This window comes from Micromonospora sp. NPDC005220 (assembly GCF_040607895.1).
In the GTDB taxonomy this organism is placed as follows: domain Bacteria; phylum Actinomycetota; class Actinomycetes; order Mycobacteriales; family Micromonosporaceae; genus Micromonospora.
In genome coordinates, this window is record NZ_JBEXHP010000084.1 from 1 (window position 1) to 25,913 (window position 25,913).

At 71.4% G+C, this 25,913-nt stretch carries 27 protein-coding genes; 7 read left to right on the forward strand and 20 right to left on the reverse strand.

What is annotated here, in order from left to right; translation table 11 throughout:
• Nucleotides 1-105: 105 nt before the first annotated feature.
• The 3 genes from ABZU52_RS24380 to recO form a co-directional block, all read right to left on the reverse strand.
• Entirely contained in the window at nucleotides 106-291 is a 186-nt protein-coding gene (locus ABZU52_RS24380) for a hypothetical protein (protein WP_354973300.1), read from the reverse strand.
• 71 nt (nucleotides 292-362) lie between these two features.
• Complete coding sequence (locus tag ABZU52_RS24385) at nucleotides 363-1,175, reverse strand: isoprenyl transferase (RefSeq protein WP_354973301.1); 813 nt, start codon at nucleotides 1,173-1,175, stop codon at nucleotides 363-365.
• 4 nt (nucleotides 1,176-1,179) lie between these two features.
• Nucleotides 1,180-2,046, reverse strand: coding sequence for a DNA repair protein RecO (recO, locus tag ABZU52_RS24390; protein WP_354973302.1), 867 nt, complete (start codon nucleotides 2,044-2,046; stop codon nucleotides 1,180-1,182).
• Nucleotides 2,047-2,148: 102 nt separating this feature from the next.
• Between recO and ABZU52_RS24395 the strand changes: the two genes are divergently transcribed.
• A complete protein-coding gene (locus tag ABZU52_RS24395) occupies nucleotides 2,149-2,958 on the forward strand; it encodes a DUF4097 family beta strand repeat-containing protein (RefSeq protein ID WP_354973303.1) in 810 nt (269 codons plus the stop codon).
• Here ABZU52_RS24395 and ABZU52_RS24400 read toward each other — a convergent pair.
• The 8 genes from ABZU52_RS24400 to ABZU52_RS24435 form a co-directional block, all read right to left on the reverse strand.
• Nucleotides 2,945-4,063 carry an acyltransferase gene (locus tag ABZU52_RS24400; RefSeq protein ID WP_354973304.1) on the reverse strand — a complete coding sequence of 373 codons (1,119 nt, stop codon included), beginning with the start codon at nucleotides 4,061-4,063 and terminating at the stop codon, nucleotides 2,945-2,947. The two genes, ABZU52_RS24395 and ABZU52_RS24400, sit on opposite strands and share 14 nt — an antisense overlap.
• Before the next feature lie 141 nt (nucleotides 4,064-4,204).
• Nucleotides 4,205-5,110 (reverse strand): GTPase Era, encoded by a 906-nt coding sequence (gene era / locus ABZU52_RS24405; protein WP_354973305.1) that lies wholly within the window; start codon nucleotides 5,108-5,110, stop codon nucleotides 4,205-4,207.
• Nucleotides 5,107-5,493, reverse strand: a complete 387-nt coding sequence (locus ABZU52_RS24410) for a cytidine deaminase (RefSeq protein ID WP_354973306.1) — start codon at nucleotides 5,491-5,493, stop codon at nucleotides 5,107-5,109. Before ABZU52_RS24410 ends, era begins: the two co-directional genes overlap by 4 nt.
• Complete coding sequence (locus ABZU52_RS24415; protein ID WP_354973320.1) at nucleotides 5,486-6,910, reverse strand: hemolysin family protein; 1,425 nt, start codon at nucleotides 6,908-6,910, stop codon at nucleotides 5,486-5,488. Before ABZU52_RS24415 ends, ABZU52_RS24410 begins: the two co-directional genes overlap by 8 nt.
• Nucleotides 6,886-7,359: an rRNA maturation RNase YbeY gene (gene ybeY / locus ABZU52_RS24420; protein WP_030491788.1), complete on the reverse strand. Its 474-nt coding sequence runs from the start codon at nucleotides 7,357-7,359 to the stop codon at nucleotides 6,886-6,888. The genes ABZU52_RS24415 and ybeY overlap by 25 nt, the downstream gene beginning before the upstream one ends.
• Nucleotides 7,360-7,374: 15 nt before the next feature.
• A complete protein-coding gene (locus ABZU52_RS24425; RefSeq protein WP_130403659.1) occupies nucleotides 7,375-8,433 on the reverse strand; it encodes a PhoH family protein in 1,059 nt (352 codons plus the stop codon).
• Nucleotides 8,434-8,564: 131 nt separating this feature from the next.
• The gene (locus tag ABZU52_RS24430) at nucleotides 8,565-9,953 is read right to left on the reverse strand and encodes a serine hydrolase domain-containing protein (RefSeq protein WP_354973307.1); all 1,389 of its coding nucleotides are present in this window, start codon (nucleotides 9,951-9,953) and stop codon (nucleotides 8,565-8,567) included.
• Nucleotides 9,950-10,309 (reverse strand): histidine triad nucleotide-binding protein, encoded by a 360-nt coding sequence (locus ABZU52_RS24435; RefSeq protein ID WP_354973308.1) that lies wholly within the window; start codon nucleotides 10,307-10,309, stop codon nucleotides 9,950-9,952. Before ABZU52_RS24435 ends, ABZU52_RS24430 begins: the two co-directional genes overlap by 4 nt.
• A 98-nt stretch (nucleotides 10,310-10,407) precedes the next feature.
• Here ABZU52_RS24435 and ABZU52_RS24440 point away from each other — a divergent pair, with 98 nt between their 5' ends.
• Nucleotides 10,408-11,169, forward strand: coding sequence for an SDR family oxidoreductase (locus ABZU52_RS24440; protein ID WP_354973309.1), 762 nt, complete (start codon nucleotides 10,408-10,410; stop codon nucleotides 11,167-11,169).
• Between the two features lie 88 nt (nucleotides 11,170-11,257).
• On the opposite strand, the gene ABZU52_RS24445 is transcribed toward ABZU52_RS24440, so the two are convergent.
• The 3 genes from ABZU52_RS24445 to hrcA all read right to left on the reverse strand — a co-directional run bounded on the left by ABZU52_RS24445 (nucleotide 11,258) and on the right by hrcA (nucleotide 14,237).
• Nucleotides 11,258-11,992 (reverse strand): 16S rRNA (uracil(1498)-N(3))-methyltransferase, encoded by a 735-nt coding sequence (locus tag ABZU52_RS24445; protein WP_354973310.1) that lies wholly within the window; start codon nucleotides 11,990-11,992, stop codon nucleotides 11,258-11,260.
• 1 nt (nucleotide 11,993) lies between these two features.
• A complete protein-coding gene (gene dnaJ, locus ABZU52_RS24450; protein WP_354973321.1) occupies nucleotides 11,994-13,139 on the reverse strand; it encodes a molecular chaperone DnaJ in 1,146 nt (381 codons plus the stop codon).
• Nucleotides 13,140-13,214: 75 nt separating this feature from the next.
• A complete protein-coding gene (hrcA, locus tag ABZU52_RS24455) occupies nucleotides 13,215-14,237 on the reverse strand; it encodes a heat-inducible transcriptional repressor HrcA (RefSeq protein WP_091409786.1) in 1,023 nt (340 codons plus the stop codon).
• Nucleotides 14,238-14,463: 226 nt separating this feature from the next.
• Between hrcA and ABZU52_RS24460 the strand changes: the two genes are divergently transcribed.
• Nucleotides 14,464-15,093 (forward strand): DUF4870 domain-containing protein, encoded by a 630-nt coding sequence (locus ABZU52_RS24460; RefSeq protein WP_354973311.1) that lies wholly within the window; start codon nucleotides 14,464-14,466, stop codon nucleotides 15,091-15,093.
• Between the two features lie 67 nt (nucleotides 15,094-15,160).
• Here ABZU52_RS24460 and hemW read toward each other — a convergent pair whose 3' ends face one another.
• Complete coding sequence (hemW, locus tag ABZU52_RS24465) at nucleotides 15,161-16,384, reverse strand: radical SAM family heme chaperone HemW (RefSeq protein WP_354973322.1); 1,224 nt, start codon at nucleotides 16,382-16,384, stop codon at nucleotides 15,161-15,163.
• Nucleotides 16,385-16,403: 19 nt separating this feature from the next.
• On the opposite strand from hemW, the gene ABZU52_RS24470 reads away from it, so the two are divergent.
• From ABZU52_RS24470 to ABZU52_RS24485, 4 genes are all read left to right on the forward strand, one after another.
• Nucleotides 16,404-17,192 (forward strand): enoyl-CoA hydratase-related protein, encoded by a 789-nt coding sequence (locus ABZU52_RS24470; RefSeq protein ID WP_354973312.1) that lies wholly within the window; start codon nucleotides 16,404-16,406, stop codon nucleotides 17,190-17,192.
• 186 nt (nucleotides 17,193-17,378) lie between these two features.
• On the forward strand, nucleotides 17,379-18,239 hold the full coding sequence (locus tag ABZU52_RS24475) for a hypothetical protein (RefSeq protein WP_354973313.1): 861 nt from the start codon (nucleotides 17,379-17,381) through the stop codon (nucleotides 18,237-18,239).
• Between the two features lie 219 nt (nucleotides 18,240-18,458).
• A complete protein-coding gene (locus ABZU52_RS24480) occupies nucleotides 18,459-19,361 on the forward strand; it encodes a phytanoyl-CoA dioxygenase family protein (RefSeq protein WP_354973314.1) in 903 nt (300 codons plus the stop codon).
• Between the two features lie 138 nt (nucleotides 19,362-19,499).
• Nucleotides 19,500-20,411, forward strand: a complete 912-nt coding sequence (locus ABZU52_RS24485) for a hypothetical protein (RefSeq protein WP_354973315.1) — start codon at nucleotides 19,500-19,502, stop codon at nucleotides 20,409-20,411.
• Nucleotides 20,412-20,429: 18 nt separating this feature from the next.
• On the opposite strand, the gene ABZU52_RS24490 is transcribed toward ABZU52_RS24485, so the two are convergent.
• From ABZU52_RS24490 to ABZU52_RS24510, 5 genes are all read right to left on the reverse strand, one after another.
• Complete coding sequence (locus ABZU52_RS24490; protein WP_354973316.1) at nucleotides 20,430-21,065, reverse strand: MOSC domain-containing protein; 636 nt, start codon at nucleotides 21,063-21,065, stop codon at nucleotides 20,430-20,432.
• An 85-nt stretch (nucleotides 21,066-21,150) separates the two neighbouring features.
• Nucleotides 21,151-21,981: a carbohydrate ABC transporter permease gene (locus ABZU52_RS24495; protein ID WP_354973317.1), complete on the reverse strand. Its 831-nt coding sequence runs from the start codon at nucleotides 21,979-21,981 to the stop codon at nucleotides 21,151-21,153.
• Complete coding sequence (locus ABZU52_RS24500) at nucleotides 21,978-22,964, reverse strand: sugar ABC transporter permease (RefSeq protein WP_354973318.1); 987 nt, start codon at nucleotides 22,962-22,964, stop codon at nucleotides 21,978-21,980. Before ABZU52_RS24500 ends, ABZU52_RS24495 begins: the two co-directional genes overlap by 4 nt.
• The gene (locus tag ABZU52_RS24505; RefSeq protein WP_354973319.1) at nucleotides 22,961-24,247 is read right to left on the reverse strand and encodes a sugar ABC transporter substrate-binding protein; all 1,287 of its coding nucleotides are present in this window, start codon (nucleotides 24,245-24,247) and stop codon (nucleotides 22,961-22,963) included. Before ABZU52_RS24505 ends, ABZU52_RS24500 begins: the two co-directional genes overlap by 4 nt.
• Before the next feature lie 282 nt (nucleotides 24,248-24,529).
• Nucleotides 24,530-24,814 carry a GlsB/YeaQ/YmgE family stress response membrane protein gene (locus ABZU52_RS24510; RefSeq protein ID WP_124774500.1) on the reverse strand — a complete coding sequence of 95 codons (285 nt, stop codon included), beginning with the start codon at nucleotides 24,812-24,814 and terminating at the stop codon, nucleotides 24,530-24,532.
• Between the last annotated feature and the right edge of the window lie 1,099 nt (nucleotides 24,815-25,913).

The following is a 25,913-nucleotide window of genomic DNA, read 5'->3' on the forward strand; positions in this document are numbered from 1 at the left end:
GGGGGGGGGGGGGGGGGGGGGGGGGGGGGCCGGGGGGCAGGGGGGGGGGGGGCTCGGCGCCGCCCGCACCGGGGTGCGGGCGGCGTCGGGAAAGGTGGGGGTTACTCAGAACAGGCGGCGGCGCTTGGCCTTCTGCGGACGGATCAGGTCCGCGCCCTTGGTCAACAACCGGGTCGCCCCGGAGGGACCACGCCGGGCCTCCAGGGTGTGGCTGAGCCGGCGGGCGCCGGCCGCGGCCAGCGGCACCGCGATGGCCATCACCGCCCACTGGGCAATGCGCTTCTGGATCATGTGGGTTCACCTCCGTCAGTGGCTGCTGACATCTCTGATACCCAGAGTGACGTGCGGGTAAGCGCGTCGGCTCAGATAACCGGGGCGACCGGGTTGGGCAGCGCACCGCCGAAGCGTCGGTCCCGCTGTGCGTACAACTCGCAGGCGTACCAGAGGTGGCGGCGGTCGAAGTCGGGCCAGAGCGTGTCCAGGAAGACCAACTCGGCGTACGCGGTCTGCCAGAGCAGGAAGTTGGAGATCCGCTCCTCCCCGGAGGGGCGCAGGAACAGGTCCACCTCCGGGATCTCCGGGTGGTAGAGGTACTTCGCCACGGTCTTCTCGGTGACCTTCGCCGGATCCAGCCGGCCGGCCGCCACGTCCCGGGCGATCGCGGCGGCGGCGTCACCGATCTCGGCCTGCCCGCCGTAGTTGACGCAGAACTGCAGGGTCAGCGTGGAGTTGTCGCGGGACATCTCCTCGGCGGTCTGCAACTCGGAGATGACGCTCTTCCACAACCGGCCGGGCCGACCCGACCACACCACCCGTACGCCCAGGTCGGCCAGCTGGTCCCGGCGGCGACGGATCACGTCCCGGTTGAACCCCATCAGGAACCGGACCTCGTCGGGCGAGCGCCGCCAGTTCTCGGTGGAGAACGCGTACGCCGACAGGTACGGGATGCCCATCTCGATGGCGCCCTCGATGGTGTCGAAGAGGCTGTGCTCCCCCGCCTCGTGCCCCTTGGTGCGGGGCAGCCCGCGGTCCTTGGCCCAGCGGCCGTTGCCGTCCATCACCACCGCCACGTGCCTCGGCACCGCCTCGGTGGGCAACGCCGGGGGTCGGGCCCCGGACGGGTGCGGCACCGGCGGGGTCGGCTCGCGCCGGCCGGCCTTCTTCGATCGGATCACTCGGTCACTCCCTGTTCGCGCCGTCCGCCCCGGCCTCGACGTCGCCACGTGGCCGGAGCACCACGGCCCCGGTGCCTTCCGGCGGCGAGGCCGCACCGGTCGCCGAGGTACCCCGGTCGACCAGCGGCAGCGAGCGTAGCGCGCGCTCCAGGTGCCACTGCAGGTGAGCCGCGACCAGCCCACTGCACTCCCGACGTACGGCGGCGTCGGTGGCGTCGGCGATCACCCAGTCGCCGGTGGTGAGCGCGGACATCAGATCGATGGTGGCCGGCGCGGGATGAGCCGCCCCGGGCGGTCGACAATCCGGACAGACCGCGCCGCCGGCCGGTACGGAGAACGCCCGGTGCCGTCCGGGCGTGCCGCAGACCGCGCAGGCGACCAGCGCCGGTGCCCAGCCGGCCAGGGACATCCCGCGCAGCAGGTACGCGTCGAGCACCAGGGTGGTGGCGTGCTCGCCCCGGGACAGCGCCTTCAGCGCGCCGATGGTGAGCTGGAACAGCCGCAGCGACGGCTCCCGCTCCACCGGGGTCAGCCGCTCGGCGGTCTCGGCGATCGCGCTGGCCGCGGTGTAGCGCGGATAGTCGCCCAGGAACCGTTTGCCGTACAGGTCGATCCCCTCGACCTGGCTGACGGTGTGCAGCGAGCTGCCCTGGTTGCCCTTCGGGTCACCGGCGAGTTGCAGGTCGACGTGGCCGAACGGCTCGAGCCGCGCGCCGAACTTGCTGGTGGTGCGGCGGACCCCTCGGGCCACCGCCCGCAACCGGCCGTGCCGGCGGGTGAGCAGGGTGATGATCCGGTCGGACTCGCCGAGCTTCTGCACACGCAGAACCACCGCGTCGTCGCGGTAGAGCTGTCGGCGGTACCCGGCCATCCGGCCATTCTCCCTCGGGGTGTGAAATCAGGGTTGGTTCGGGGTGCAAGCGCGGATGAACCCCGATGCGGCCGATTCGTGCCCGGCCGTAGCGTGCTGCTCATGGCACTGCACCTGACCTCCACGCCCCACCGTCGTCGCGTCGTCGCCCCCGTCGCGCTGGGGCTCGCCACCACCCTCATCGTGCTCGCCGGGTGCGACAACCTGTCGTTCCGCCGGCTGGACTACGACAACACCGAGGCGGTCCGGATCACCACGGTCCGGCTCTCCGGGGGCTCGGGCGACGTGGTGGTCCGCGGCACCGGCCCGGCATCCGAGGTGCGGATCAAGCGGGTGGTGCGCTACCAGGGCGGTGAACCGGACAACACCCGGTACGAGATCAAGGGCACCGAACTGGTACTGGACACCGACTGCGGCTCGCGGTGCAGCATCTCCTACGAGGTGACCGTGCCGGAGGGCGTGGCGGTGCAGGGCGAGACCAGCTCCGGCGACGTCGAGCTGAGCCGGGTCGGCACGGTGCAACTACAGGTGAGCTCGGGCGACGTGCGGATCTCCGGCGCGTCGGGCGCGGTCGGAGTGGAGGCCCACTCCGGCGACATCGAGGTGAGCGAGGCCGCCGCGACGGTACGGCTGCGCGCCACGTCCGGAGACATCAGCGCACGCCGGCTGGGCGGCACTGTCGACGCCGAGGCCAGCTCGGGCAATGTCAACGTCGAGCTGGACAAGCCCGCCTCGGCCCGGGTCCACGCCTCCAGCGGCGACGTCACGCTGCTGGTGCCGCAGGGCAGCTACCGGGTCCGCGCCAACGCCGATTCCGGCGACGAGACCGTCACCGTCGCCGACAACCCGGCGGCGTCCCTGGTGCTCGACGGTTCGGCCGACAGCGGCAACCTCACGATCAGCGAGCGTTGATCTCGACGCTGGTCGCCGCCCCGGCCGTCCGCTGGGCCGGCACCACCGGTCGTCCCACGGTCGCCCCGTCCGCCGTTTCGCCGCCCGGTTGGACCGCGGCGGGCTGCGCCGAGCCAACGGGGATCAGCTCCGGGCGGCGACGGGCGGCGACGTCCTCGACCCAGCCGACGACCAGGGTGACGAGCCCGACCAGGGCGAAGACCAGCAGCACCCGGATGGCCAGGCCCACCGGGTCCTGGTGGGACCAGCCCACCACGTCGACAAGCGGAGTGAGCGCCACCACGAACGGCATGTGCCAGAGGTAGATGGTGAGCGCCCGCCGGTTGAGCAGGGTGACCGCCCGATCGGCCAGTCGGCTCCGGCTCAGCCAGGCGATCCCGGCCGGAGCCCGACCCAGCACGATCAGGATGAACGCGGCCGACCAGAGGGCGTTACCCAGGGGGTTGCCGTTCAGGTCGTACCCGCGCGGCCCGGGATGTCCGACGATCCAGGCGCCGCCGCCCACGGCGAGGGTGAGCGCCAGTGGATAGAGCACCCGACCGGACAGCCGGCGCAGCATCCCGGCGTGGTGCGCGAAGCCGAGCAGCCACGCTCCGAAGTAGAGCCCGAACTCACGCAGCACCGGTGGTGCCGGGTAGATCCCCACCTCGATCGTCACCAGCAGGAGGTACGGGGCGAGCAGGGTCGACACCGGGGCCCGCCGGAACAGCCAGAACGCGATCGGCGAGGCGAGCACGAACCACAGGTAGTCGCGCAGGTACCAGATGACGCTGAGCGCCAGCGCGCCCCAGTGGTTGGCCGGCGGGTCGGCGATCGGGAACAGCCACAGCAGCACCCCGGGGCTCACCGCCAGCCCGGTGAACAGCATGGCCGGTACGAAGACCACCGCGAGCACCCACAGCGACGGCAGCAGCCGACGCAGCCGACGCCCGACCGCCGCCGGCCCGGAGCGGGCCAGCGACGCGGCCATCAGCGAGCCCGCCAGCGCGAACATCACCGACATGGCGGGGAAGACGATGGTGAGGGTCGCCCATCCGGTGACGTGGTAGACCACCACTCGAACGATGGCCAGGGAACGGAGGAGGTCGAGGTACCTGTTGCGCATCAGCCTGCCAGGGTTGGGGGCTCGGGATACATCTCCCTACCCCGCCCGTTGCCCGCGTGAAACGGCTGCGACCCCAACCGGAGGTGAACATCCCGCCCGGAGGCGACGACGCCGGCCGGGGCCGCCGCTCGACGAGGCGGGTCAGAAGCCCAGCTTGCGCAGCTGCCTCGGGTCGCGCTGCCAATCCTTCGCGACCCGCACGTGCAGGTCGAGGTAGACCCGGCTGCCGAGCAGCTCCTCGATCTGCTTGCGGGCGGTGGTGCCGACCTCCTTGAGCCGACTCGCCTTGTGCCCGAGCACGATGGCCTTCTGGCTGGGCCGCTCCACGTACAGGTCGGCGTAGATTTTCATGACCTGACCCTCGGGGATCATCTCCTCCACCACCACGGCGATGGAGTGCGGCAGCTCGTCGCGGACCCCCTCCAGGGCGGCCTCCCGGATCAGTTCGGCGACCAGCACCTGCTCGGGATCATCGGTGAGCATGTCGTCCGGGTAGAGCTGCGGCGACGGCGGCAGGTAGCTGGTCATCACGTCGACGAGGGTGTCCACCTGGTGCCCGGACACCGCGCTCACCGGCACGATCTCGGCGAACTCTCCCATCTTGCTGACCGCTAGCAGCTGCTCCGCCAGCCGACGCTTGTCCACCAGGTCGGTCTTGGTGACCACCGCCAGCACTGTCGCCTTCAACTCGGCCAGCTCGCCGGTGATGAACCGGTCACCGCGCCCCACCGGCTCGTCCGCCGGAATGCACAGCCCGATCACGTCGACCTCGGTCCAGGTGGACCGGACCAGGTCGTTGAGGCGTTCGCCGAGCAGCGTACGGGGGCGGTGCAGGCCCGGCGTGTCGACCAGGACCAGCTGCGACTCGGGTCGGTGCAGCACCGCCCGGATGACGTGCCGGGTGGTTTGCGGCTTGTTCGAGGTGATGGCGATCTTGGTGCCGACGATGGCGTTGGTCAGCGTCGACTTGCCGGCGTTGGGACGACCGACGAAACAGCCGAACCCGGCCCGGTACGGTCGCGGCTCCGGATCCCGCACCGGGCTCACTGGGTCACCGTGCCGAGGACCGTGCCGTCCGGGGCGGCCAGGTGGACCGGTGCGTCGACCGCGAGGTCCCGCACCGCCGCGTGCCCGGCACCGTCCAGCGTCGACGCCTCGGTCACCACCACCGCGGCCTCCAGCCGACTCGCCCCGGCCGCCACGGCCGACGCGACCGCAAGCTGCAACGCGGTGAGCGTCAGCGACGGCAGCGCGACACTGGCCGCCGCGTACGTCCGGCCGTCCTGGTCGCGGACCGCGGCGCCCTCCACGGCCCCGACCCGGGCGCGGGCTCCCCGGGCCAGGACGACGAGCTTGCCGTCCTCGGCGCTCAGCGCTCCCGACGCGGTGGGGGTGGGCCGGGCGGCAGGCGCGGCGGGTGTGTCAGGCATCGGCGGGTTGCCTCTCGTCGTCTCGATAGTTGTCCGTGTCGTCTCCGGGGCCGGCGTGCTCGCCACGCCCCGCATTGTCCTGCTCGTGGCCCGGCTCCACCCGGCTGACCAGGACGGTGTCGATCCGGTTGCGCCGGCCGGTGGTGCCCTCGGCGACCAGGCGCAGACCAGCGACCTCGGCCTCGGCGCCCGGGATCGGCACCCGCCCCAGCGACTGGGCGAGCAGACCGCCGACCGTCTCCACCTCGTCGGTGGGCAGGTTGGTGTCGAACAGCTCGCCGAGATTCTCCACCGGCAGGCGGGCGGTCACCCGCACCGCAGAGTCCGCCAGACGTTCGACGGGCGGCCGTTCGACATCGTACTCGTCGGTGATCTCGCCGACGATCTCCTCGAGGATGTCCTCGATGGTGACCAGGCCGCCGGTGCCGCCGTACTCGTCGACCACGATGACCAGGTGGTTGCGGGCCGCCTGCATCTCCGACAGCAGGTCGTCGACGGGCTTGGACTCCGGTACGAAGGTCGCCGGGCGCATCAGCTCGGCCACCGGCAACTGCTCGGCCCCCGGGCCCCCGCCACGGGAGCGCCGGATCAGGTCCTTGAGGTAGAGCACACCCAGCACGTCGTCGACGCTCTCACCGATCACGGGGATGCGGGAGAAACCGGACCGCAGGAAGAGCGCCAGCGCCTGCTCGAGCGTCTTGCCCTCCTCGATCCACACCATCTCCGTACGCGGCACCATCACCTCGCGGGCGATGGTGTCACCGAGCGCGAAGACGGAGTGGATCATCTGGCGCTCACCGTGCTCGACCACGCCGCGCTGCTCGGCCAGGTCGACCAGCTCCCGCAGCTCCACCTGGCTGGCGAACGGACCTTCCCGAAAGCCGCGCCCCGGGGTGACCGCGTTGCCGATCAGGATCAGCAACGACGCGAGCGGGTTGAGCGCCCGGCCCAGCCAGCGGACCAGCGGCGCCACCGCACGGCCCACGGCGTAGGCGTGCTGCCGGCCGATGGTGCGCGGGGCGACGCCCACCACCACGAAGCTGACCACTGTCATCGCGCCAGCGGTCACCAGCGCGGCCCGCCAGCCGGCGCCGAAGCTGTCCACCGCCACGAGCGCCACCAGCGTGGTGGCGGTCAGTTCGGCGAGCAGCCGCAACAGCAGGAGCAGGTTGAGGTGCCGGACGACGTCGCCGGCGACGACCTGAAGGGTACGGGCGCCGCGCACGCCGTCGCGGGCCAGCTCGGCGGCTCGGGCCGGGGAGACCGCGGCGAGCGCCGCCTCGGTCATCGCGATCAGGCCGGCCAGCACCACCAGACCGGCCGCGAAGACGATCAGCTGAATGTCGGGAAGGCCGGCAGTGGCACCGGCCGCCAGTAACGGAGGAGTGGACATCACTGGGTGCGGGTCGACCGCCAGCTCGCCAGCAGTCGAGCCTGGAGGGCGAACATCTCCCGCTCCTCCTCCGGCTCGGCGTGGTCGTAGCCGAGCAGGTGCAGCACCCCGTGCACGGTGAGCAGGTGCAGCTCGTCGGCCGGCGCGTGCCCGGCGGTGGCCGCCTGCTTGGCCGCCACCTCGGGGCAGAGCACGATGTCGCCGAGCAGGGCGGGCTCGCCGCCGGCCGGAGCGGACTCACCCGGGCCGTGGTCGACGCTGCCCTCGTCCATGGGGAAGGCGAGCACGTCGGTCGGGCCGTCGCCACCCATCCAGCGGTGGTTCAGCTCGGTCATGTAGTCGATGTCGACCAGCAGCACGGACAGCTCGGCGAGGGGGTTGACCCCCATCTCGTCGAGGGCGTGCCGGGCGACGGCGAGCACGGCGTCGGTGTCGACGTCGACACCGGACTCGTTGGCGATCTCGATGGACAACTGCTTTCCTCTGCTTTAGCGGCGGCGGCCGGCCCGGCCGCCCTGGGCGGGTCGCCCAGGCACGGCGTGAACGCCCTGCGCCTGCTGATTCTCCCGCTCGGCGTCCCAGCGGGCGTACGCGTCGACGATTTCCCCGACCAGCCGGTGGCGGACCACGTCGGAGCTGGACAACTGGGAGAAGTGCACGTCCTCGACGTTTTCCAGGATCTCCCGAACCACCCGCAGGCCGCTGCTCGTCCCACCGGGAAGGTCCACCTGGGTGATGTCACCGGTCACGACGATCTTGGAGTTGAAGCCGAGTCGGGTGAGGAACATCTTCATCTGCTCGGGCGTGGTGTTCTGCGCCTCGTCCAGGATGATGAACGCGTCGGAGAGCGTACGACCTCGCATGTAGGCCAGCGGGGCGACCTCGATCGTCCCCTGGGCCATCAGCTTCGGGATCGTCTCCGGGTCGAGCATCTCGTGCAGGGCGTCGTAGAGCGGGCGCAGGTACGGGTCGATCTTCTCGTTGAGCGTGCCGGGCAGGAAGCCCAGTCGCTCGCCCGCCTCGACGGCCGGCCGGGTCAGGATGATCCGGTTGACCTGCTTGGCCTGCAACGCCTGGACGGCCTTCGCCATCGCCAGGTAGGTCTTTCCGGTGCCGGCCGGGCCAATGCCGAAGACGATGGTGTGGGTGTCGATGGCGTCGACGTACTTCTTCTGCCCGAGCGTCTTGGGGCGGATGGTGCGCCCGCGCCGGGAGAGGATGTTGAGGGTCAGGACCTCGGCGGGCCGCTCGGCGCTGCCCTGCTCGAGCATGCCGACGGTACGCCGGACGGCGTCAGTGGTCAGGGTCTCGCCTTTCTCGATGAGTTCGAGGAGCTCGCTGAAGACCCGCTCGGCGAGAGCGTTGTCCGCGGGGTCACCGGTGATGGTGATCTCGTTGCCGCGGACGTGCACGTCGCTGTTGACCGAGCGTTCGACGAGTCGAAGGATCTCGTCGCCTGCGCCGAGCAGGTTGACCATGATCTTCGGGTCGGGCACGGTGATCCTGGTCTGCACCCGGGGCGGGCCGGGAGGTGGGGTGCCGGTCATAGGTCGGGCCGAAGGGCCCTGCGCCACCTGCTCTCGATCTCGGCGCCGGCCTGCTGGCCTGGCGTGCGGACGTTACACCCATCGTATCGGTTCAACGCGGGCCGCATCGCGCCCATTTCCGCTGGCCGCGATCAACTCCCGGCCCGGAAGTCGTACCTGTCGAAGGTCTCCTGGTGGCGGGTGAACCGGTACGTCGCCCAGTGCATCCGGACCACCACGCCGGCCTCGTCCCGGGTCAGCCGCAGCAGCTCACCGACCTCCCGACCGGAGACCACCCGGAACACGTCCGGCTGGTCCGCCAGCGGGGTGAAGATCGCCGGTGGTCGTCCGGCCGGGTCACCGACCCCGCGCGCCCGCAGGGTGCCGTCGTGCCAGGAGAAGACGTACTCGGAACCCTCGCCCCACCACCGGCCGAGCGCACCCCGCAGGGCCGCCGGCGCGGATGGGCCGGGTCGCCAGGGCGCGATCTCGGCCGGGTCCTGCTCGACCGCCGCGGCGAGCAACCGGTGCGGCAGATCGAACAGCTCGGTCGCCGTGCCGGACGAGCCGAGCACCGCTGCGCCCATCGCGCCGGCCGTGCCGTCACCGCCGCGGCGGCCGTACACCCCGGCGAGGAAACCGGGCATCGCCCCGTCGTGCCCCACGTGCATCACCCGTTCCCCCTGCGGGATCAGGATCAGCCCGAGCCCGAAGCCCGCGCCCCAGAGCGTCTCGTCGGTGGTGGTCAGCGGCCAGCGCATCTCGTCCAGGGTGGCCGGGGCGAGGACCGCGCCGGCCGGGTCCAGCGCCGCCGGGTCGGCCAGGAACGCCGCCCAGCGGGCCATGTCGGTCGCGGTGCTCCAGAGCTGGGCGGCCGGGCCGACCGCGCCGAAGTCGGTCGGCGGTTCCGGGTGCGCCTCGTCGGAGTACGCGTCGACCAGGAAGCCGGTGGCCGCCGACGGCCGTGGGGTCACTGTGGTGTCGGTCAGCCCCAGCGGGGTCAGGATCCGCTCGGTGAGCGCCTGCGCCCAACTGCCGCCCCGGAGCCGGGCGACGAGTTGGCCGAGCACGGCCAGGCCCAGGTTGGAGTAATGGAACCGACGGCCGGTCGGCAGCACCCGCTCGGCCCGGTCCAGCTCCGCGACCAGTTGGTCGGCGTCCGGTGCGCGCAGGCTGTCCCAGACATCCCCGAACGGCTCGCGTTGCAGGCCGCCGGTGTGCGACAGCAACCGGCGTACGGTCAGCTCGCCGTGCGCCGGGAGGTCCAGGTGTCGGCCCACCGGGTCGTCCAGGTCCAGCAGCCCGTCGTCGCGGCACTGCAGGATCAGCACCGCGGTGAACGTCTTGGTGACCGAGCCGATCCGGAACTGGGTGCCCGGCCCCAGCGGGCTGTCGGTGCCGGTCTCGCCGACGGTGTAGCTCCAGAGCGGTCGGTCGGCCCGGTGCAGCGCCACCGACACCGCCGGGATCCGGGCTTCGGCCTGCACCCGCCGCACCAACCGACCCAGGTGGTCGTGCACGCGGCCGTCGGAGTCGGTCACGCCAGGTTCCGGGCGAGCATCGGGCCGAGCGGCGCACCACCGAGCAGGTGCGCGTGCGCGTGGAACACCTCCTGCCCGCCGTACGCGCCGGTGTTGAACATCAGCCGGAAACCGTCGCCGAGCAGGCCCTCGTCCTCGGCCACGGCGGCGGACGTGGCCAGCACGTCGGCGGCCAGCGCGGGGTCACCCTCGGCGAGCGTGGCGACGTCGGCGTAGTGCTCCTTCGGAATGACCAGGATGTGCACCGGCGCCTTCGGGTCGATGTCGCGGAAGGCGAGCGTGGTGTCGGTCTCCCGGACCACGGTGGCCGGGATCTCCCCGGCGACGATGCGGCAGAACAGGCAGTCGGATCCCATCGGGGCAGTGTAAGGACTTCCGGGCCGGGGGCGCTGCGGCGCAGCATGTGCCGCCGGCCTGTTCGCCGGGAAGGTACCGCTGAGGCAGGATGGCCGGCATGACGGATCGGGCGGTACTGGTGACCGGGGCCTCGCGCGGGATCGGCCGTGCGGTGGCGGAGGCGTTCGCGGCGGGCGGCGACCGGGTGGCGATCCACCACCGCGACTCGGCCGACGCGGCCGAGGAGTTGCGCGCGCAGCTGCCCGGCGCTGGGCACGTGGTGGTCCGCGCCGACCTCACCGATCCGGACGCGGTCCGGGTCATGGTGGACCGGGCCGCCGAGCTGCTCGGCGGGCTGGACGTGCTGGTCAACAACGCCGGCACGTACGGCGACCGCGACGACCCGCACCCGATCTTCGGTGCTTCGTACCAGGAGTGGCAGCAGCGCTGGCGGCAGGTGCTGGAGACCAACCTGACCGGGGCCGGCAACGTCATCTGGTGCGCCGCCCAGCACATGCGGGAACGCGGCGGGCGGATCGTCAACGTCTCGTCCCGGGGCGCGTTCCGCGGCGAGCCGCACCAGCCGGCGTACGGCGCCAGCAAGGCGGGGCTGAACGCGCTGGGCCAGTCCCTCGCCGTGGCGCTCGCGCCGTACGGCATCGCGGTGGCCACCGTCGCGCCGGGCTTCGTGGCGACCGACATGGTCAGCGAGTACCTGCGCGGTGAGGAGGGCGCGGCGATCCGGGCGCAGAGCCCGTTCGACCGGGTGGGCAAACCGGAGGAGATCGCCGCCGCCGTGCACTGGCTGGCCTCGCCGCGGGCCGAGTGGGCCTCCGGCACGATCGTCGACCTCAACGGCGCCTCCTACCTGCGCAGCTGACCGCCCGTTCCGACTAGATCTTGGAACGAAAAGGCCCTTCCAGGGGCGCGATCCTTCCAAGATCTCGCTGAGGATGCGCGGCGCCGTGCTACCAGCGGCCGAGGCGGGTGGCGAGCACGCTGAGCGCCGCCACCCCGGCCGTCGAGGTGCGCAGCACCGCCGGCCCGAGGCGTACGGGTCGCCCGCCGGCCTCCCGGAAGGCGCTCAGCTCGGCCGGGGCGATGCCACCCTCCGGGCCGACCACCAGCACGATCTCACCGGCGGTCGGCAGCTCGGCGGTCGTCAGCCGCTCCTCGGCCTCCTCGTGCAGCACGAACCCGGCGGCGGCACCGGCGATCCGGCGGGCCACCGTTGCGGTGGACTCGTCCGGCGCACCGGCCACCACCGGCAGCCACGGCCGGCGGGCCTGCTTGGCGGCCTCCCGGGCGGTGGCCACCCACTTCTCCCGGGCGCGTACGCCCCGGTCACCGCGCCACTGGGTGACCGAGCGCGACGCCGCCCAGGGCACGATCTCGTCCACCCCGACCTCGGTCATCGCCTGCACGGCCAACTCGCCCCGGTCGCCCTTGGCGATGCCCTGCACCACCACGATCCGGGGGACCGGCGCGTCCGCGTACCCCCGGGAGGTGATGGTGACCTCCAGGCTGCCCCGGCCGACGGCGGTGACCACGGCGGCGGCCGTGCCACCGCGGCCGTCGGCGAGCAGCAGCTCCTCGCCGACGCGCAACCGCTGCACGGTGGCGGCGTGGTGCCCCTCCGGGCCGTCCACTGTCAGCGCGTCGCCGGTGGGCAGCGCCTCGACCAGGAACAGCGGTGCGGACACCTCAGGCGTGCCCGTTGAACGCGTCGCGCATCCGGGAGAAGAAGCCGCCCTGCTTGGACAACTCGGCGACCTCCTCACCACGGGTCTTCGCGAAGTCGCGCAGCATCTTCTCCTGGTCCGGGTCGAGCTTGGTGGGCGTCCGCACGTCCAGGTGCACGTAGAGGTCGCCCCGGCCGGTGCCGCGCAGGTGCGGCACACCCCGGGCGCGCAGTCGCAGCGTGCTGGCCGGCTGGGTGCCGGCCTTGACGTCGACGGTCTCCTCGCTGTCCAGCGTCTTTATGGTCAGCCGGGTGCCCAGCGCCGCCGCCGTCATCGGCACGGTGACCCGGCAGTGCAGGTCGTCGCCCTTGCGGGAGTACACGTCGTGCGGGCGCTCGTGGATCTCCACGTAGAGGTCGCCGGCGGTGCCGCCACCGGGGCCGACCTCGCCCTGCTGGGCCAACCGGATCCGCATGCCGTCCTCGACGCCGGCCGGGATCTTGACGGTCAGCGAGCGGCGGGTACGCACCCGGCCGTCGCCGGCGCAGGTGGGGCAGGGGTGCGGGATGGTGGTGCCGTAGCCCTGGCACACGGTGCACGGCCGGGCGGAGACCACCTGGCCGAGGAAGGTGCGCTGCACCGACTGCACCTCGCCCCGACCGCCGCACGCCTCACAGGTCGCCAGGTGGGTGCCGGCGGCGGTGCCGGCGCCGGAGCAGGTGGTGCAGAGCACAGCGGTGTCGACGGTGATCGGGGCCTCGACGCCGAACGCCGTCTCGTGCAGGTCGAGTTCGAGTCGCAGGATCGCGTCGGCGCCCGGCCGGGTCCGCGGCCGTGGGCCACGGGCGCCAGCGCCGGCACCGCCGAAGAAGGCGTCCATGATGTCCTGGAAACCGACGAACGGGCCGGCGCCTCCGGGGCCGCCCGGGCCGCCGGCGCCGCCACCACCCGGGGCGAGCGGGTCGCCACCGAGGTCGACGATCTGCCGCTTCCGGTCGTCCGAGAGGACCTCGTACGCGGCGTTGATGTCCTTGAACTTCTCCTGAGCCTCCGGGTCCGGATTGACGTCCGGGTGGAACTGGCGCGCCAGCTTGCGGTAGGCACGCTTGATCTCGTCATCGGAGGCTTCCCGGCTCACACCGAGAATGCCGTAGTAGTCCCTGGCCACTGCGTTCCGTGTCCTCATGTTCGTCTCGCGTTGCGCCGGTCGGCGGCCGCAGCCGGCCGCGTCGGCCCTGACCAATCAGTTCTGGGCCAGCAACTCGCCCACGTAGCGTGCCACGGCGCGCACCGTGGCGATGTTGCCGGGGTAGTCCATCCGGGTGGGCCCCAGCACCCCCAGGCCGCCCACGATGGTGGTGCCCGGGCCGTACCCGGTGCTGACCACCGAGGCGGCGCGCAGGTTGTCGAACTCGTTCTCGTCGCCGATCAGCACCCGGGTCGTGCTCGGCTCGGTCTCACCGATGAGCTTGAGCAGCACGACCTCCTCCTCCAGAGCCTCGAGGATCGGCCGCAGCGAGCCCTGGAAGTCGAGCAGGCCGCCCCGGGTGAGGTTCGCGGTGCCGGCGAGCGCGATCCGCTCCTCGTGCCGCTCGACAAGCGTCTCCAGCAGCACTGTGGCGAGCGTCGTCATGGTCGGGCGCAGCCCGGTCGGCGCTTCCTCGACCAGCGCCTGCACCAGCGGTGGCGTCTCGGAGAGCCGGGCGTTGGCGAGCTTCTCGTTGATCAGTCGGCGCAGGTCGGTGACGTCGTCGGCGGGCACCGGGCCGGGCAGCTCAACGAGTCGCTGCTCCACCCGCCCGGTGTCCGCGATCATGACGAGCATCAGCCGGGTGGTGGAGATCGGCACCAGCTCCAGGTGACGCACCGAGGAGCGGGCCAGGCTCGGGTACTGCACGACGGCGACCTGCCGGGTCAGCTGGGCGAGCAGGCGTACCGTGCGGTGCACCACGTCGTCGAGGTCGACCGCGCCGACCAGGAAGCGCTCGATGGCCCGGCGCTCGGCCGGGCTCAGCGGCTTGACCCGGGACAACCGGTCGACGAAGAGCCGGTACCCGCGGTCGGTGGGCACCCGGCCGGCACTGGTGTGCGGCTGCCGGATGTAGCCCTCCTCCTCCAGCACGGCCATGTCGTTGCGGACCGTGGCCGGGGAGACCCCGAGCTGGTGCCGCTCGACCAACGCCTTGCTGCCGACCGGCTCCTGGGTGGAGACGTAGTCTTCGACGATGGCGCGGAGCACTGCGAGTTTCCGGTCGTCGAGACCCATCCTCCGCACCTCCTGTCGCACGTCGGCCGCCGGCGCTCTGGGCCGGCCGGGCCGTCCTGGCACTCGACTGTAGCGAGTGCCAGTCTACGTCGGCAGGCCCGCCGACGCGATGATCAACGGCCACCCGTCGGTGCGGCCCACGCCACCCCCGCTGGGCCGATCGGCCCCCACGGCGCGGCGGTGTCGCTCTGGTGCGGCGTTGCCACCGGCCCCTACCGTGACATCCATGACTGAACCTCCTCGCCCTCCCGGACCGGGCGACCCCGGCAACTACCCGCCGGAGCCCACCTTTCCGGGCCCGTTCCCGTCGGCCGAGCCGCCCACCGCACCACTGTCCGGGGCACCCGGCCCGGCCGGCTATCCCCCGCCCGGTGGCTATCCGCCGCCCACCGGTGACCAACCGCCGTCAGGCGGCTACCCTCCGGCAGGCGGCTACCCGCCGCCCGGGGGCTATCCCCCACCTGGCGGCTACCCGGCCGGCGGGGCCTACGGCGGCCCCGGCGGCGGTTACGCCAACAACGAGGACAAGACCTGGGCCCTGGTCGCGCACTTCGGCGGCGCAGCCGGGATGATCATCAGCGGCGGTGTGCTGGGCTGGATCGCCCCGTTGGTGGCGATGCTGGCCCGAGGCAACCAGTCCCCCACGGTCCGCGCGCACGCCGTCACGGCGCTCAACTTCCAGCTCCTCTGGTCGATCATCGGCCTGGTCGGCTGGGTGCTGTCCTGCATCGTGATCGGCTTCATCGGGGTCGGGGCTGCCCTCATCCTCGGTGCCGTGTTCGGCATCATCGCCGGCATCAAGGCCAACGAGGGGCAGCTCTACCGCTACCCGCTCTCCGCCAACTTCATCAAGTGAACCGGGCCGGCCGCTCCCCCGGCCGGTCCGGAACACCGCTGCCCTCATCCGGGGGCAGCGGGCCTGCTCAGGGCAGCAGGTCGCGGACCACCGCGTCGGCCAGCAGGCGGCCGCGCAGGGTGAGCACGGCCCGGCCGGCCGCGTACGCGTCGGCAGCCAGCAGGCCGTCGGCCAGCGCCCGCTCGGCACCGGCCCGGCCGGTGGCGTCGAGCACCTTCAGGGGGAGGCCGCTGGCCAGCCGCAGCCGCAGCATCACGTCCTCCATGTGCGCCTCGTCGACAGTGAGCACCTCCCGGGCCAGGCCGGGAGACGCGCCGGCGGCCAACCGCTGGGCGTACGCCGTGGGGTGTTTCACGTTCCACCAGCGCACCCCGCCGACGTGGCTGTGCGCCCCCGGCCCCAGCCCCCACCAGTCCGCGCCGGTCCAGTAGAGCAGGTTGTGCCGGCAGCGGGCCTCCTCGGTGCGGGCCCAGTTGGAGACCTCGTACCAGGAGAGCCCGGCCGCGTCGAGCGCGGCCTCCGCAGCCAGGTAGCGGTCCGCCGCCACGTCGTCACTGGGGTACGCCAGCTCGCCGCGCCGCATCCGGGCGGCGAGCCGGGTGCCGTCCTCGACGATCAGGGCGTACGCGCTGACGTGGTCCACCCCGGCGGCGACGACCTGCTCCAGCGAGGCGGCGAAGTCCTCGGCCCGCTCCCCCGGGGTGCCGTAGATCAGGTCCAGGTTGACGTGCTCGAACCCGGCGTCGCGCGCCTCCAGCGCGGCTGCGGTGGCCCGTCCGGCGCTGTGTTTGCGGTCCAGGATCGCCAGCACCCCCGGGGAGGCGGACTGCATGCCCAGCGAGATCCGGGTGTAGCCGGCGGCCCGCAGCAGCTTCAACGATTCCGGGGTGACCGACTCCGGGTTGGCCTCGGTGGTCACCTCGGCGTCGGCGGCCAGCCCCCAGGTGCGGTCGATGCCGTCCAGGATGCGGGCCAGGTCGTCGGCGGGGAGCAGGGTGGGCGTGCCGCCGCCGACGAAGACGGTGTCGACCCGGGGCGGCGGGGTGTCGCCGAGCACCCGGGCGGCGAGCGTCAGCTCGGCCAGGACCGTGTCGGCGTACCCCTCCCGGCTGGCACCGCCGCCCAGCTCGGCGGCGGTGTAGGTGTTGAAGTCGCAGTAGCCGCAGCGGCTGGCGCAGAACGGCACGTGCACGTACACGCCGAAGCCGCGCGCGCCGACCGCTGCGGTGGCGGTGGCGGGCAACGATCCGTCGACGGGGACGGTCTCACCATCTGGAAGGACGCCGGGCATGGCCACTAGTGTGCCCGGCATGACCTCTCCCGACGTCCTCGTGCGGGTCGCCACGGCCCGCGGGGTGACCACCCTCACGCTGGACAGCCCGCACAACCGCAACGCCCTGTCCACCGCCCTGATGACCCAGCTGCTGGCCGGACTGGCGGACGCGGTGGCCGACGAGGCGGTCCGAGCGATCGTGCTGGACCACACCGGCCCGGTCTTCTGCTCGGGCGCGGACCTGAAGGAGACCGCCGCGGCGTACGCCAGCGGGACGGTGCCGGCCGGCATGCTGGGCGACGTGCTCGCCGCGCTCTGGGAGTGCCCGAAGCCGGTGCTGGCCCGGGTCGGCGGGGCGGCGCGGGCCGGCGGGCTGGGCCTGATCGCCGCCGCCGACCTGGCGGTCTGCGCCGACGAGGCGACGTTCGCGTTCACCGAGGTACGCATCGGGGTGATCCCGGCGGTGATCTCGGCGACCGTGCTGCCCCGGCTGCACCCCCGCGCCGCCGCCGAGCTGTACCTGACCGGGGACACCTTCGACGGTCGCCGGGCCGCCGAGATCGGCCTGGTCACGGCCTCGGTCCCGGCGGGCGGGTTGGACGACGCGGTACGCGGCTACTGCGACTCGCTGGTGCGCGGCGCGCCCGGGGCGCTGGCCGGCGCGAAGGAGCTGCTGCGCCGACCGGGTACCGCCGAGCTGCGCGCCGACCTGGCCCGACTCTCCGCCGTCTCGACCGGCTACTTCCTCTCCGAGGAGGGACGCGAGGGGGTCATGGCCTTCCGGGAGAAGAGACCAGCGCGCTGGGTGCCCGCTCTGGACGACTGAGGGTCGGGGCGGGTGACAGAACGACCGAGCAGGTGAGAACGCGACCGGAGCGGGAACGTCGCCAACCGGTACGCGACAGCGGAGCCGCCCCGAACCGGTCGGAGGTGGCCAGGCTGGGCCCGAACCGCTCGGACGACCCGGCAAGGGCGTACGGGGACGTACGCTTGGCGGACTGTCGATCTGGGGGTGTGGGTGCGAACTCGGGCAACCGTGGCGGGTGGAGTGGTGCTCATCCTCGTCGCCGTGATCGCGATCTGGCTCGTCGTACGGCAGGTGGGCGACAACCTCACGTTGCCGCGGGTGGCACGGAAGTGCACGGTCCAGGCCGACGGACGGGTCGCCCTGGACGCCGACCAGATGGCCAACGCGGCGACCATCGCGGCGATCGGCGCGAAGCGTGGTATGCCGGAGCGCGCCGTCGTGGTCGCCCTCGCCACCGCGTACCAGGAGTCCGGGCTGCGCAACCTCGCCGACGGTGACCGCGACTCGGTCGGCCTGTTCCAGCAGCGACCGAGCCAGGGCTGGGGCACTCCGGCGCAGATCCGCGACCCGCGCTACGCGGCCAACCGGTTCTACGCGGCCCTCAAGAAGGTGCGCGGCTGGGAGGAGATGCGGGTCACCGATGCCGCCCAGCGGGTGCAGCGCTCGGCGTTCCCCGAGGCGTACCAGAAGTGGGCCGACGACTCCGAGGTGCTCAGTCGGGCCCTGCTCGGCGACGCCAGTGGCGCGGTCGCCTGCACGGTGGGGCGTACCCCGGCGATGCACGGCGCGGCGGCGGCCGCGCAGCTGACCCGCAACCTGGTGCTGGACTGGGGGCTGAAGGGCACCGACGCGACCGACCCGACCGGGCTGGCGGTGACTCCGGGCGACCAGCGCGACGGCTGGCGGTACGCGCACTGGCTGGTGTCGCACGCGCAGGACCACGGGGTGAAGCGGGTTCGCTTCGGCGACCTGGAGTGGACCGCCCGGGACGGCTCGTGGGAACGGGTGAATGGCCAGCAGAGCCCCGCCGGCCAGGTGGTGGCCGAGGTGTTCAACGAGGGCTGACGAGCCGGATCTCTTTACCGGCAGTCACCGCACAATCGGGCACGGCGTACCAAATGGCGTTATTGATTGCCTAATCTCACTCTGCGCGTTTCTCTCACTGCGGGCGGTCCCACTGTGGCCCAATACCGCAACACAGCCTCCCCGCCGCATAGGCGACCGCGTTACGATCGGCGGCCTGTGCCAGAAAAGGATTCACCTCATGGGGAGGGGTACGACGCGGTGTTCGATTACGGCGACCGGACCGGTTACGAACCGATCAGCGACACTGACCGCAAGGAGTTCCACGAGCAGGGCTTCCTCCTGCTGCGCAACGTCCTGACGGAGGACCACCGGGCGGCGCTGGAGGCGGCGGTCGACCGCGTCTACGCGGAAGAGCAGGCGAAGGGCACCACCAAGAAGGACGGCACCCTGCACCTGCTGGGCTTCCTGGAGCGCGACGAGCTCTTCGGTGAGCTGCTGACCCACCCGATCGCCTTCCCGTACATGTGGGGGCTGGCCGGCTGGAACATCTACACGCACCACAACCACCTGGACGTCACCCCGCCGGCCGCCGAGCCGGAGAAGCCGTACTGGGGTTGGCACCAGGACGGGTACCGGCAGAACTCCGACCCGGAGACGATGGACCCGAACCTGCCCCGGCCGATGTTCTCGCTGAAGGTCGCGTACGTGCTGTCCGACCTCTCCGAGACCGGCCGCGGCGCCACCAAGGTCATCCCGGGCAGCCACCTGAAGAACTCGCTGCCCCGGCCGGCGGACCTCACCGTGCAGAACCCGGACCCGGAGGGCACGGTGGAGATCACCGCCAACCCGGGCGACGCCTTCATCTTCGACCGCCGGCAGTGGCACTCGCGGTCGACGAACCTGTCGACCATCACCCGCAAGATGCTCTTCATCGGCTACACCTACCGGTGGATTCGTCCGCTGGACGAGCTGCACCCCGACGTGAACGGCGAGTGGTACCAGAACCGCACCCCGGTGCAGCGCCAGCTGATCGGTGAGGGCACCCACACCGCCAACTACTGGGGCATCAACTGGGACGGGTACGTCGACGACGAGATCCCGCTGCGCAAGGAGCTCAAGGAGCGCGGCCTGCTGGACCGCAACATTCCCTGGCTCCGCTGATCCACTGCTCGTCAGAACGGCCCCCGGTCATCGCCCTTCGGCATGACAGGGGGCCGTTCCCGTCGGCGCGACGGGTGGGAGTTTCAGCTAACCGACACTTCAAAGGCACCGCACCGGTCAGGCCGTACCCTGTGCCGCATGACCGACGGCATCGCCCTGGCGCTGCTCCTTCTCGGCGTGTCGCTCGGTGTCGTCGGGAACTGGATCAAACCACCGCGGAAGCTGACCGACCGATGGGTCGTCGGCATCTTCGCGCTGCTCCTCGTGGCAGCGTCGATCTTCACGTTCCTGGAAGGCCGTCTGCCGGCCGGACAGTCCTCTCCACCTCGGGCCGACACCACGACTGTGCCGGCGCAGGTCCCCACAGTGCCGGCGCAGGCCTCCACGAGCGCCACGCCCACGCCGACTGCGTCAGTCCGGCAGTCGACCAGCCCGAAGGTGACTCCGGGCCCCGCCACGAGATCTGCCGCCGGCCGGCCGGGGGCCAACGGCAAGAGCGAGCCGCCACGGTCGCCGTATGTTGCCGCGAGCAGCTTCCAGCGCTTCGGCGGGACGCACGGGCCATTCAGCCTCGTCGCTGACGGAACAGCACTACGGATCGACACACCGGACAGCATCGAGAGCCAGTGGGGTGCGTACCTCAAGGACCACATGATGTGCGACGGCACTGTCGAGTTCGACGTTCGGCTCGGGGCCGGCACGGTCGACTACTACGGGCTGGCGGTGCTCCCCCGCGGCGGTCTCGACAACGACCAGGCGACCGGCGACGCGATCATCCTCTACCTGGACTCCGACGGCACCTTCATCGCCAAGTTCTCCTCCCTGCCGACACCAGGCGTCGGTGGAGTCGGCGGCGGCTCGTATCCGGTCGCCGACCTGCGACAGACCCGCCACGTCGCGGTCTCGGCGCGGGGCTCGACCTACTCCGTGAAGGTGGACGGGATCCCGGCCGGCGAGTTCGCCGAGACGGAGAGCGCCGGCTGCGGAAAGCTCACGCTTGCCGCCTGGGGCGGCACCACCGCCCATATCGACGACATCCTGATGCGGTGAGGGCCGCGCCGGTGACTGTCACAGCGTGAGCCGCCGGCGGGCCTTCTCCCGGATCGGCTCCGGCAGGTCCTCGGCGTCGAGCAACCGAGGCAACAACTCCGGCTCCAGGCTGGTCGCCCGGAACACCTCGCCGATGGTCACACCGTGCGCGGGCCGGTCCACCACCTCGACCGGGTCGCCCGCGCCGACCTCCCCCTCGCGCAGCACGCGCAGGTAGGCGCCGGGCGACGCCCGGACGGTGAACCGCTTGATCAGATCCGGTACGCCCCAGAACCCGGCGAAGGTGGTGCACGGGGTGCGCGGCTTGGTGACCTGGAGAAGGGCGGAACCGACCTGCCACTGCTCGCCGATCACCGCACCCGTCACGTCGACCGCGTAGGTGGTCAGGTTCTCGCCGAAGCCGCCCGGTCGGATGGCGCGGCCCAGTTCGGTCGCCCACCAGGCGGCGTCCTCCTCCGCGTAGGCGTAGACCGCCTGGTCAGGGCCACCGTGATGAGCTCGCTCGCCGATGAAGTCGCCCGCCAGACCGCCGGTGAGCAGCGGCACCGGGCCGTCGACAGGCCTCTTGTCGATGCCGCTGCGACCGCTCGCGTCGCCGGCCCATCCAGCCTCGGTCACGATGCCGAGGTTCACCGCTGCCACCCTGCCCGTCATGACCGTCAGCCTAATAGGGTCCACAGCGTGGGCCCGCCCTCGCGGCGCGGGGGTCGGCATCGGCGCCAGCCCTCGCGGCGCGTGGTCAGCCCTTCACCGCGCCAGCCACCAGACCGGAGACCATCCGACGCTGCACCAGCAGGAAGAAGATGATGACCGGCAGGGTGAACAGGGTGGACGCGGCCATCACCGGCCCCCAGTTGGTGTCGTCCCGACCGAAGAAGAAGGTCATCGCCACCGGCAGCGTGTAGCGACCCTGGTCGTTGATGAACGTCAACGCGAAGATCAGCTCGTTCCACGCCGTGATGAAGGAGAAGATGCTTGTCGCCACCAGGCCCGGCGCGACGAGGGGGAAGAGCACCCGGCGGAACGTCTGGGCCCGGCTGGCCCCGTCGATCGCCGCCGCCTCCTCCAGTTCCTTCGGCACCGCGGCCACGAAGCCGCGCAGCATCCACACCGCGAACGGCAGCGAGAAGCCCAGGTACGTGAGGATCAGGCTGGGCAGGGTGTTGTAGAGCCCCAGCCGCTGGATCATCAGGAAGAGCGGGATGACCAACGCCTCCAGGGGGATCATCTGCACCACCAACAGCATGATCAGGAAGCTGGTCCGCAGCTTGAAGCGGAACCGGGCCACCGCGGTCGCGGCGAGCAACGCCACCAGGCCACTGAGCACCACTGTGGAGACCGCGACCAGCGCGCTGTTGACGAAGAAGTCGACGAAGCTCACGCCCGGGATCAGGTTGCCGGTCAGAATCTCCCGGTAATGCTCAAGCGTCGGGTGCGCCGGCACCGGCTGCGGAGTGGACGAGAAGATCTCCCTGCTCGGCTTCAGCGAGGTGGAGATCATCCAGTAGACCGGGAACGCCGCGAAGAGCGCGACCAGCAGCCCGGCGCCGTTGAGGGCGACCTTCTTCACGACTCGTCCTCCTGCCTGAGCACCATCCGTACGTAGAAGCCGGTGACCACCAGCAGGATCAGCGTGAGGATCACCGCGATGGCCGCGCCGAGCCCGTACTTCGGCGGCGGAGAGAAGGCTTCGGCGTACGAGTAGATGGCGAGCATGAACGTCGGCCGGTCCTGGGTGCCGCCGGCCAGCACGAACTGCTGGGTGAAGACCTTGAAGTCCCAGATCGTGGAGAGCACGATCAGGATCCCGAAGACCGGGCGCAGCAACGGGAAGGTGATCTTCCAGAAGACCCGCCACGGGCTGGCGCCGTCCACCCGGGCCGCCTCGTGCAACTCGCTCGGCACGCTCTTGAGACCGGCGAGCACGCTCACCGCGATGAACGGGAACGAGTGCCAGACCACCACGAGGGTGAGGATGGCGAAGAACAGCAGCGGCGAGTTGAACCAGCCGTAGCCGGTCCAGTCGCTGCGGCCGAAGAGGGAGTTGGACAGGCCGTCCGGCAGCGCGTTGAACAGCCAGGTGACCAGGCCGCTCGTGTCGTCGAAGATCCACTTCCAGACGATCGTGCCGGTCAGCGCCGGGGTGGCCCAGGCGAGCATCACGCAACTGGCCACGAACGTCGCCATCTTGCGACCGAGCCGGTTCAGCAGCAGCCCCACCAGGGTGCCGAGCACCATGGTGAGCAGCACGTTGGCCGCGGCGAACAGGACCGTGTTGCGCAGCACGGTCAGGAAGAACGGGTCGGACAGGATGTCGGTGTAGTTGCCGAGCCCCACCCACGGCCACTCCCGGTCGCCGCGCAGTTGCCGGACGCTGTTCAGCCGGTAGAAGGACATCACCACCACCTGGCCGAGCGGCCAGAGCAGCAGCACCCCGATGATCAGTAAGGCGGGCAGGAGCAGCAGGTAGGGCAGGCGGTCCACCCGGCGACGCCGCCGCGCGGGGGTCTCCCGCGCGGCGGCCGCCTCCGGCGCCTCGGTCAACGTGGTCACTTGGCGTTGAGAATGCTTTCCATCTCACCGGCCGCGTCGGCGGTAGCCTTCTCGACCGTCTTCTGACCCTTCATGACCGAGCTGTTCATCGCCTGGGTCACCGTCTTCGTCCGGCTGACCTCCACCCACTTCGGGGTGAGCGGCGTGAGCTTGGTGTTCTGCATGGTGGTGGCGAACGCCGCCATCACCTTGTCGTTCGCGTACGTGCCACCGGAAACCAGGTCCTGGTAGACCGGGAAGAAGCCGAGGCTGCTCGCGAAGCTCTGCGCGTTCTTCTTGTTCAGCAGCACGGTCAGGTAGTCCCAGGCCAGGTCCTGCCGCTCGCTGTCCTTCCAGATCGCCACGTCCGAGCCGCCGGCGAAACCGGGTGCCGCCTTGCCGTCCGGGCCGGGGATCGGGAACGTACCCCAGACCTTCTCGATCTCGGGGTTGTCCTTCTTGATGGCGCCCTGCTGCCAGCTACCGGCGAAGGCCATCGCGGCCTTACCGGTGGCGAACTGGGTACGCGCGTCGATCTCGTTCCAACCCGCCGCCGCCGGCGGGGCCACCTTGTGCACGGTCACCAGGTCGGTCCAGAACTTGACGGCCCGCTGCGCCTCGGGAGTGGTGTAGCCGGACTTCCAGGTGCCGCCCTGGTTACTGGCGATCTCGCCGCCCGCGCCCCAGAGGAAGGAGTAGAAGGGCAGCTCGGAATTGCCGGGCAGCGCGATGCCGTAGGTGCCCTTCTTCTTCGCCTGCACGGCCTTGGCCACCGTGACCAGCTCGTCCCAGGTCTTCGGGGGCTGCACGCCGGCCTCGGCGAACCAGTCGGTGCGGTAGTAGATCGCGCGCACACCCGCGTACCAGGGCACGCCGTACTGCTTGCCGTCGAGCTGCGCGTTGCGCACCAGGTCGGGCAGCAGATCCTTGCCGTCGGCCCAGCCGCCCATCCGAGCACTCACGTCGGCGAGCGCCTCCTGGGCGGCCCAACCCTGAGTCTCGGTGTTGCCCAGCTCGGTGATGTCCGGCCCCTCACCGCCGGCGAGTGCGGCCTGGAACTTCTTGGGCGCTTCCAACCAGGGGATGTACTGCACGACCACGTCGGTGTCGGGGTGCTTCTGGCGGAACTCGGCCTCGACCCCGTCCAAGAAGGAGTTCTGCGCGTCCCCGCCCTCGCCCATCATCCAGACCGTGAGCTTGCTGTCGTCGGCCGCGTCGTCGCCGGAGCCTCCACAGCCGGTCAGCACCATCGCGGCCGAGGCCACCATGGCGGTGACCGGGGCCAGCCGCTTCCACCTGTTCACGCCACTTCTCCCCTCGCGCCGCTTGGAACTAACCTTCTCCGCCGCACCCTAGTACGGAGAATTCCTTTACGACAGAGGGCAGAACTGGCCGAAGCGTGGCGACCGTACCGCAAAGGCCCGACGACCGGCGGTCCGACATCAGGCCAAAGTCGGGCACTTCACCACGAAGGAGCGCCCGGCTCTCGGCCGGGCGCTCCTTCGTGCTGTCCTACCAGTGGTGCTGTGTCGTCAGATGATGCCGGGTCGTTATCGGGTGACGCGGCGGCCACCCACGCCGGCTCGTTATCGGGTGACGCGGCGGCGGCCACCCACGCCGGCCACCAGCGCGACCGCGATCGCAGCCACCACAACCTGCACCAGCAGCTCGCCCCAGTCGACGCCGCTCGTCTCGGTCGCGATGCCGATGGCCCGCGCCAGGACGGTGCCCAGCAGCGCGGCGCCGATACCGATCAGCATGTGCAGCCAGATCGGCATGTTCTGCCGGCCCGGGACGACCAGACGGCCGAGCGCGCCGACGATGAGACCAACAACGATCGCAGTGATGATGCCCCACACGGTGAGCTCCACGGCCACCCTCCTTCAAAGAATGTCTGACACACGGTGTGTGTGCTTCCTGTCGTGACCGTTAATTGCCCGACCCATCGAAAATCCAAACCGACTTCACTCACCAGACGATCACGACTTGGTGAACAAGGGCACGTTCCACCGCAGCCGCACCCACCACCGGCCACCCGCCCGGCGGACCACCGACCGGAGCACAGACCGCTGGAACACCCGCACCACCGCCCCCGCACCACCGCCACCCGGCCCGGCGGACCACCGACCGCCGGAACACCGAACCACCCGGACCACCGGCGGCCCGACCGGGCTACCCGCGCCACTGGACCAACGGGCCAACGGGCCAACGGGCCAACATGAGGTCATTGAGACCGCCGCATCCGACCGGAGGGGGAGGCTGATGGCGTCGTTCAAGCGGAGCTGACGAGAGATCTTGGACAGTTTCCGTTAGCACGGAACGGAAACTGTCCAAGATCTCTTGAGTCACAGCTGCGAGATGGATTTTCGGGGTCAATGGCGTGGCTGTGCGGCGGTACAACACCCAGGACACCCCGACTTTCACGGAAACCGAGACGATCATCGCGGGCCAGCCCGCCGGGGACGCCCAACTGGGCGTCGCAGACCTCGGGTAGGCACGCCAAGGGCCCCGAGCCATGCGCCGCAGGCTCTCAGGCCGCAACGGCAGGACCTCGGGGCACACGTCGAGCCGCACAAGGCAGACCGCTGACCGCACAAGGGCCAGACATCGGGCCACACGCCGGAGACGTCAGGCGAAAGGCTGGCGCGGCGGGCGGAACAGCGGCGACGCCGCCGCAACGGACAGACCACAGCGACCCCGCAACGGACAGACCGCTGCGACCCCGCAACGGACGGACCACAGCGACGCCCACCACGACGGACCGAACGCCGATGGGCGCCCCGCTTACCCCGGCCAACCGCAGCACCGCCCACCGCTGCTCTCGGCGAAGGACGTCAACACGGTGATCAAGCAGCCCACGACGGACCGCACGCCGATGGGCGCCCGACCGGGGGGGCGGGGGCCCCTCGGGGGGGTGGGGGGGGTTATGGGGGGTGGCGTGGGGGTTGGGGGTGTCCCGGCGGCGGGCCC

Coding starts and splice junctions, on each gene's coding strand:
- ABZU52_RS24440 (WP_354973309.1), top strand. CDS start 10,408: ATGACGGATCGGGCGGTACTGGTGACCGGGGCCTCGCGCGGGATCGGC.
- ABZU52_RS24460 (WP_354973311.1), top strand. CDS start 14,464: ATGACTGAACCTCCTCGCCCTCCCGGACCGGGCGACCCCGGCAACTAC.
- ABZU52_RS24380 (WP_354973300.1), bottom strand. CDS start 291: ATGATCCAGAAGCGCATTGCCCAGTGGGCGGTGATGGCCATCGCGGTG.
- hrcA (WP_091409786.1), bottom strand. CDS start 14,237: ATGGGTCTCGACGACCGGAAACTCGCAGTGCTCCGCGCCATCGTCGAA.
- ABZU52_RS24485 (WP_354973315.1), top strand. CDS start 19,500: ATGACCGACGGCATCGCCCTGGCGCTGCTCCTTCTCGGCGTGTCGCTC.
- ABZU52_RS24425 (WP_130403659.1), bottom strand. CDS start 8,433: ATGACCGGCACCCCACCTCCCGGCCCGCCCCGGGTGCAGACCAGGATC.
- ABZU52_RS24435 (WP_354973308.1), bottom strand. CDS start 10,309: ATGGGATCCGACTGCCTGTTCTGCCGCATCGTCGCCGGGGAGATCCCG.
- ABZU52_RS24400 (WP_354973304.1), bottom strand. CDS start 4,063: ATGCGCAACAGGTACCTCGACCTCCTCCGTTCCCTGGCCATCGTTCGA.
- ABZU52_RS24395 (WP_354973303.1), top strand. CDS start 2,149: ATGGCACTGCACCTGACCTCCACGCCCCACCGTCGTCGCGTCGTCGCC.
- recO (WP_354973302.1), bottom strand. CDS start 2,046: ATGGCCGGGTACCGCCGACAGCTCTACCGCGACGACGCGGTGGTTCTG.
- ABZU52_RS24490 (WP_354973316.1), bottom strand. CDS start 21,065: ATGACGGGCAGGGTGGCAGCGGTGAACCTCGGCATCGTGACCGAGGCT.
- ABZU52_RS24470 (WP_354973312.1), top strand. CDS start 16,404: ATGACCTCTCCCGACGTCCTCGTGCGGGTCGCCACGGCCCGCGGGGTG.
- ABZU52_RS24410 (WP_354973306.1), bottom strand. CDS start 5,493: ATGCCTGACACACCCGCCGCGCCTGCCGCCCGGCCCACCCCCACCGCG.
- hemW (WP_354973322.1), bottom strand. CDS start 16,384: ATGCCCGGCGTCCTTCCAGATGGTGAGACCGTCCCCGTCGACGGATCG.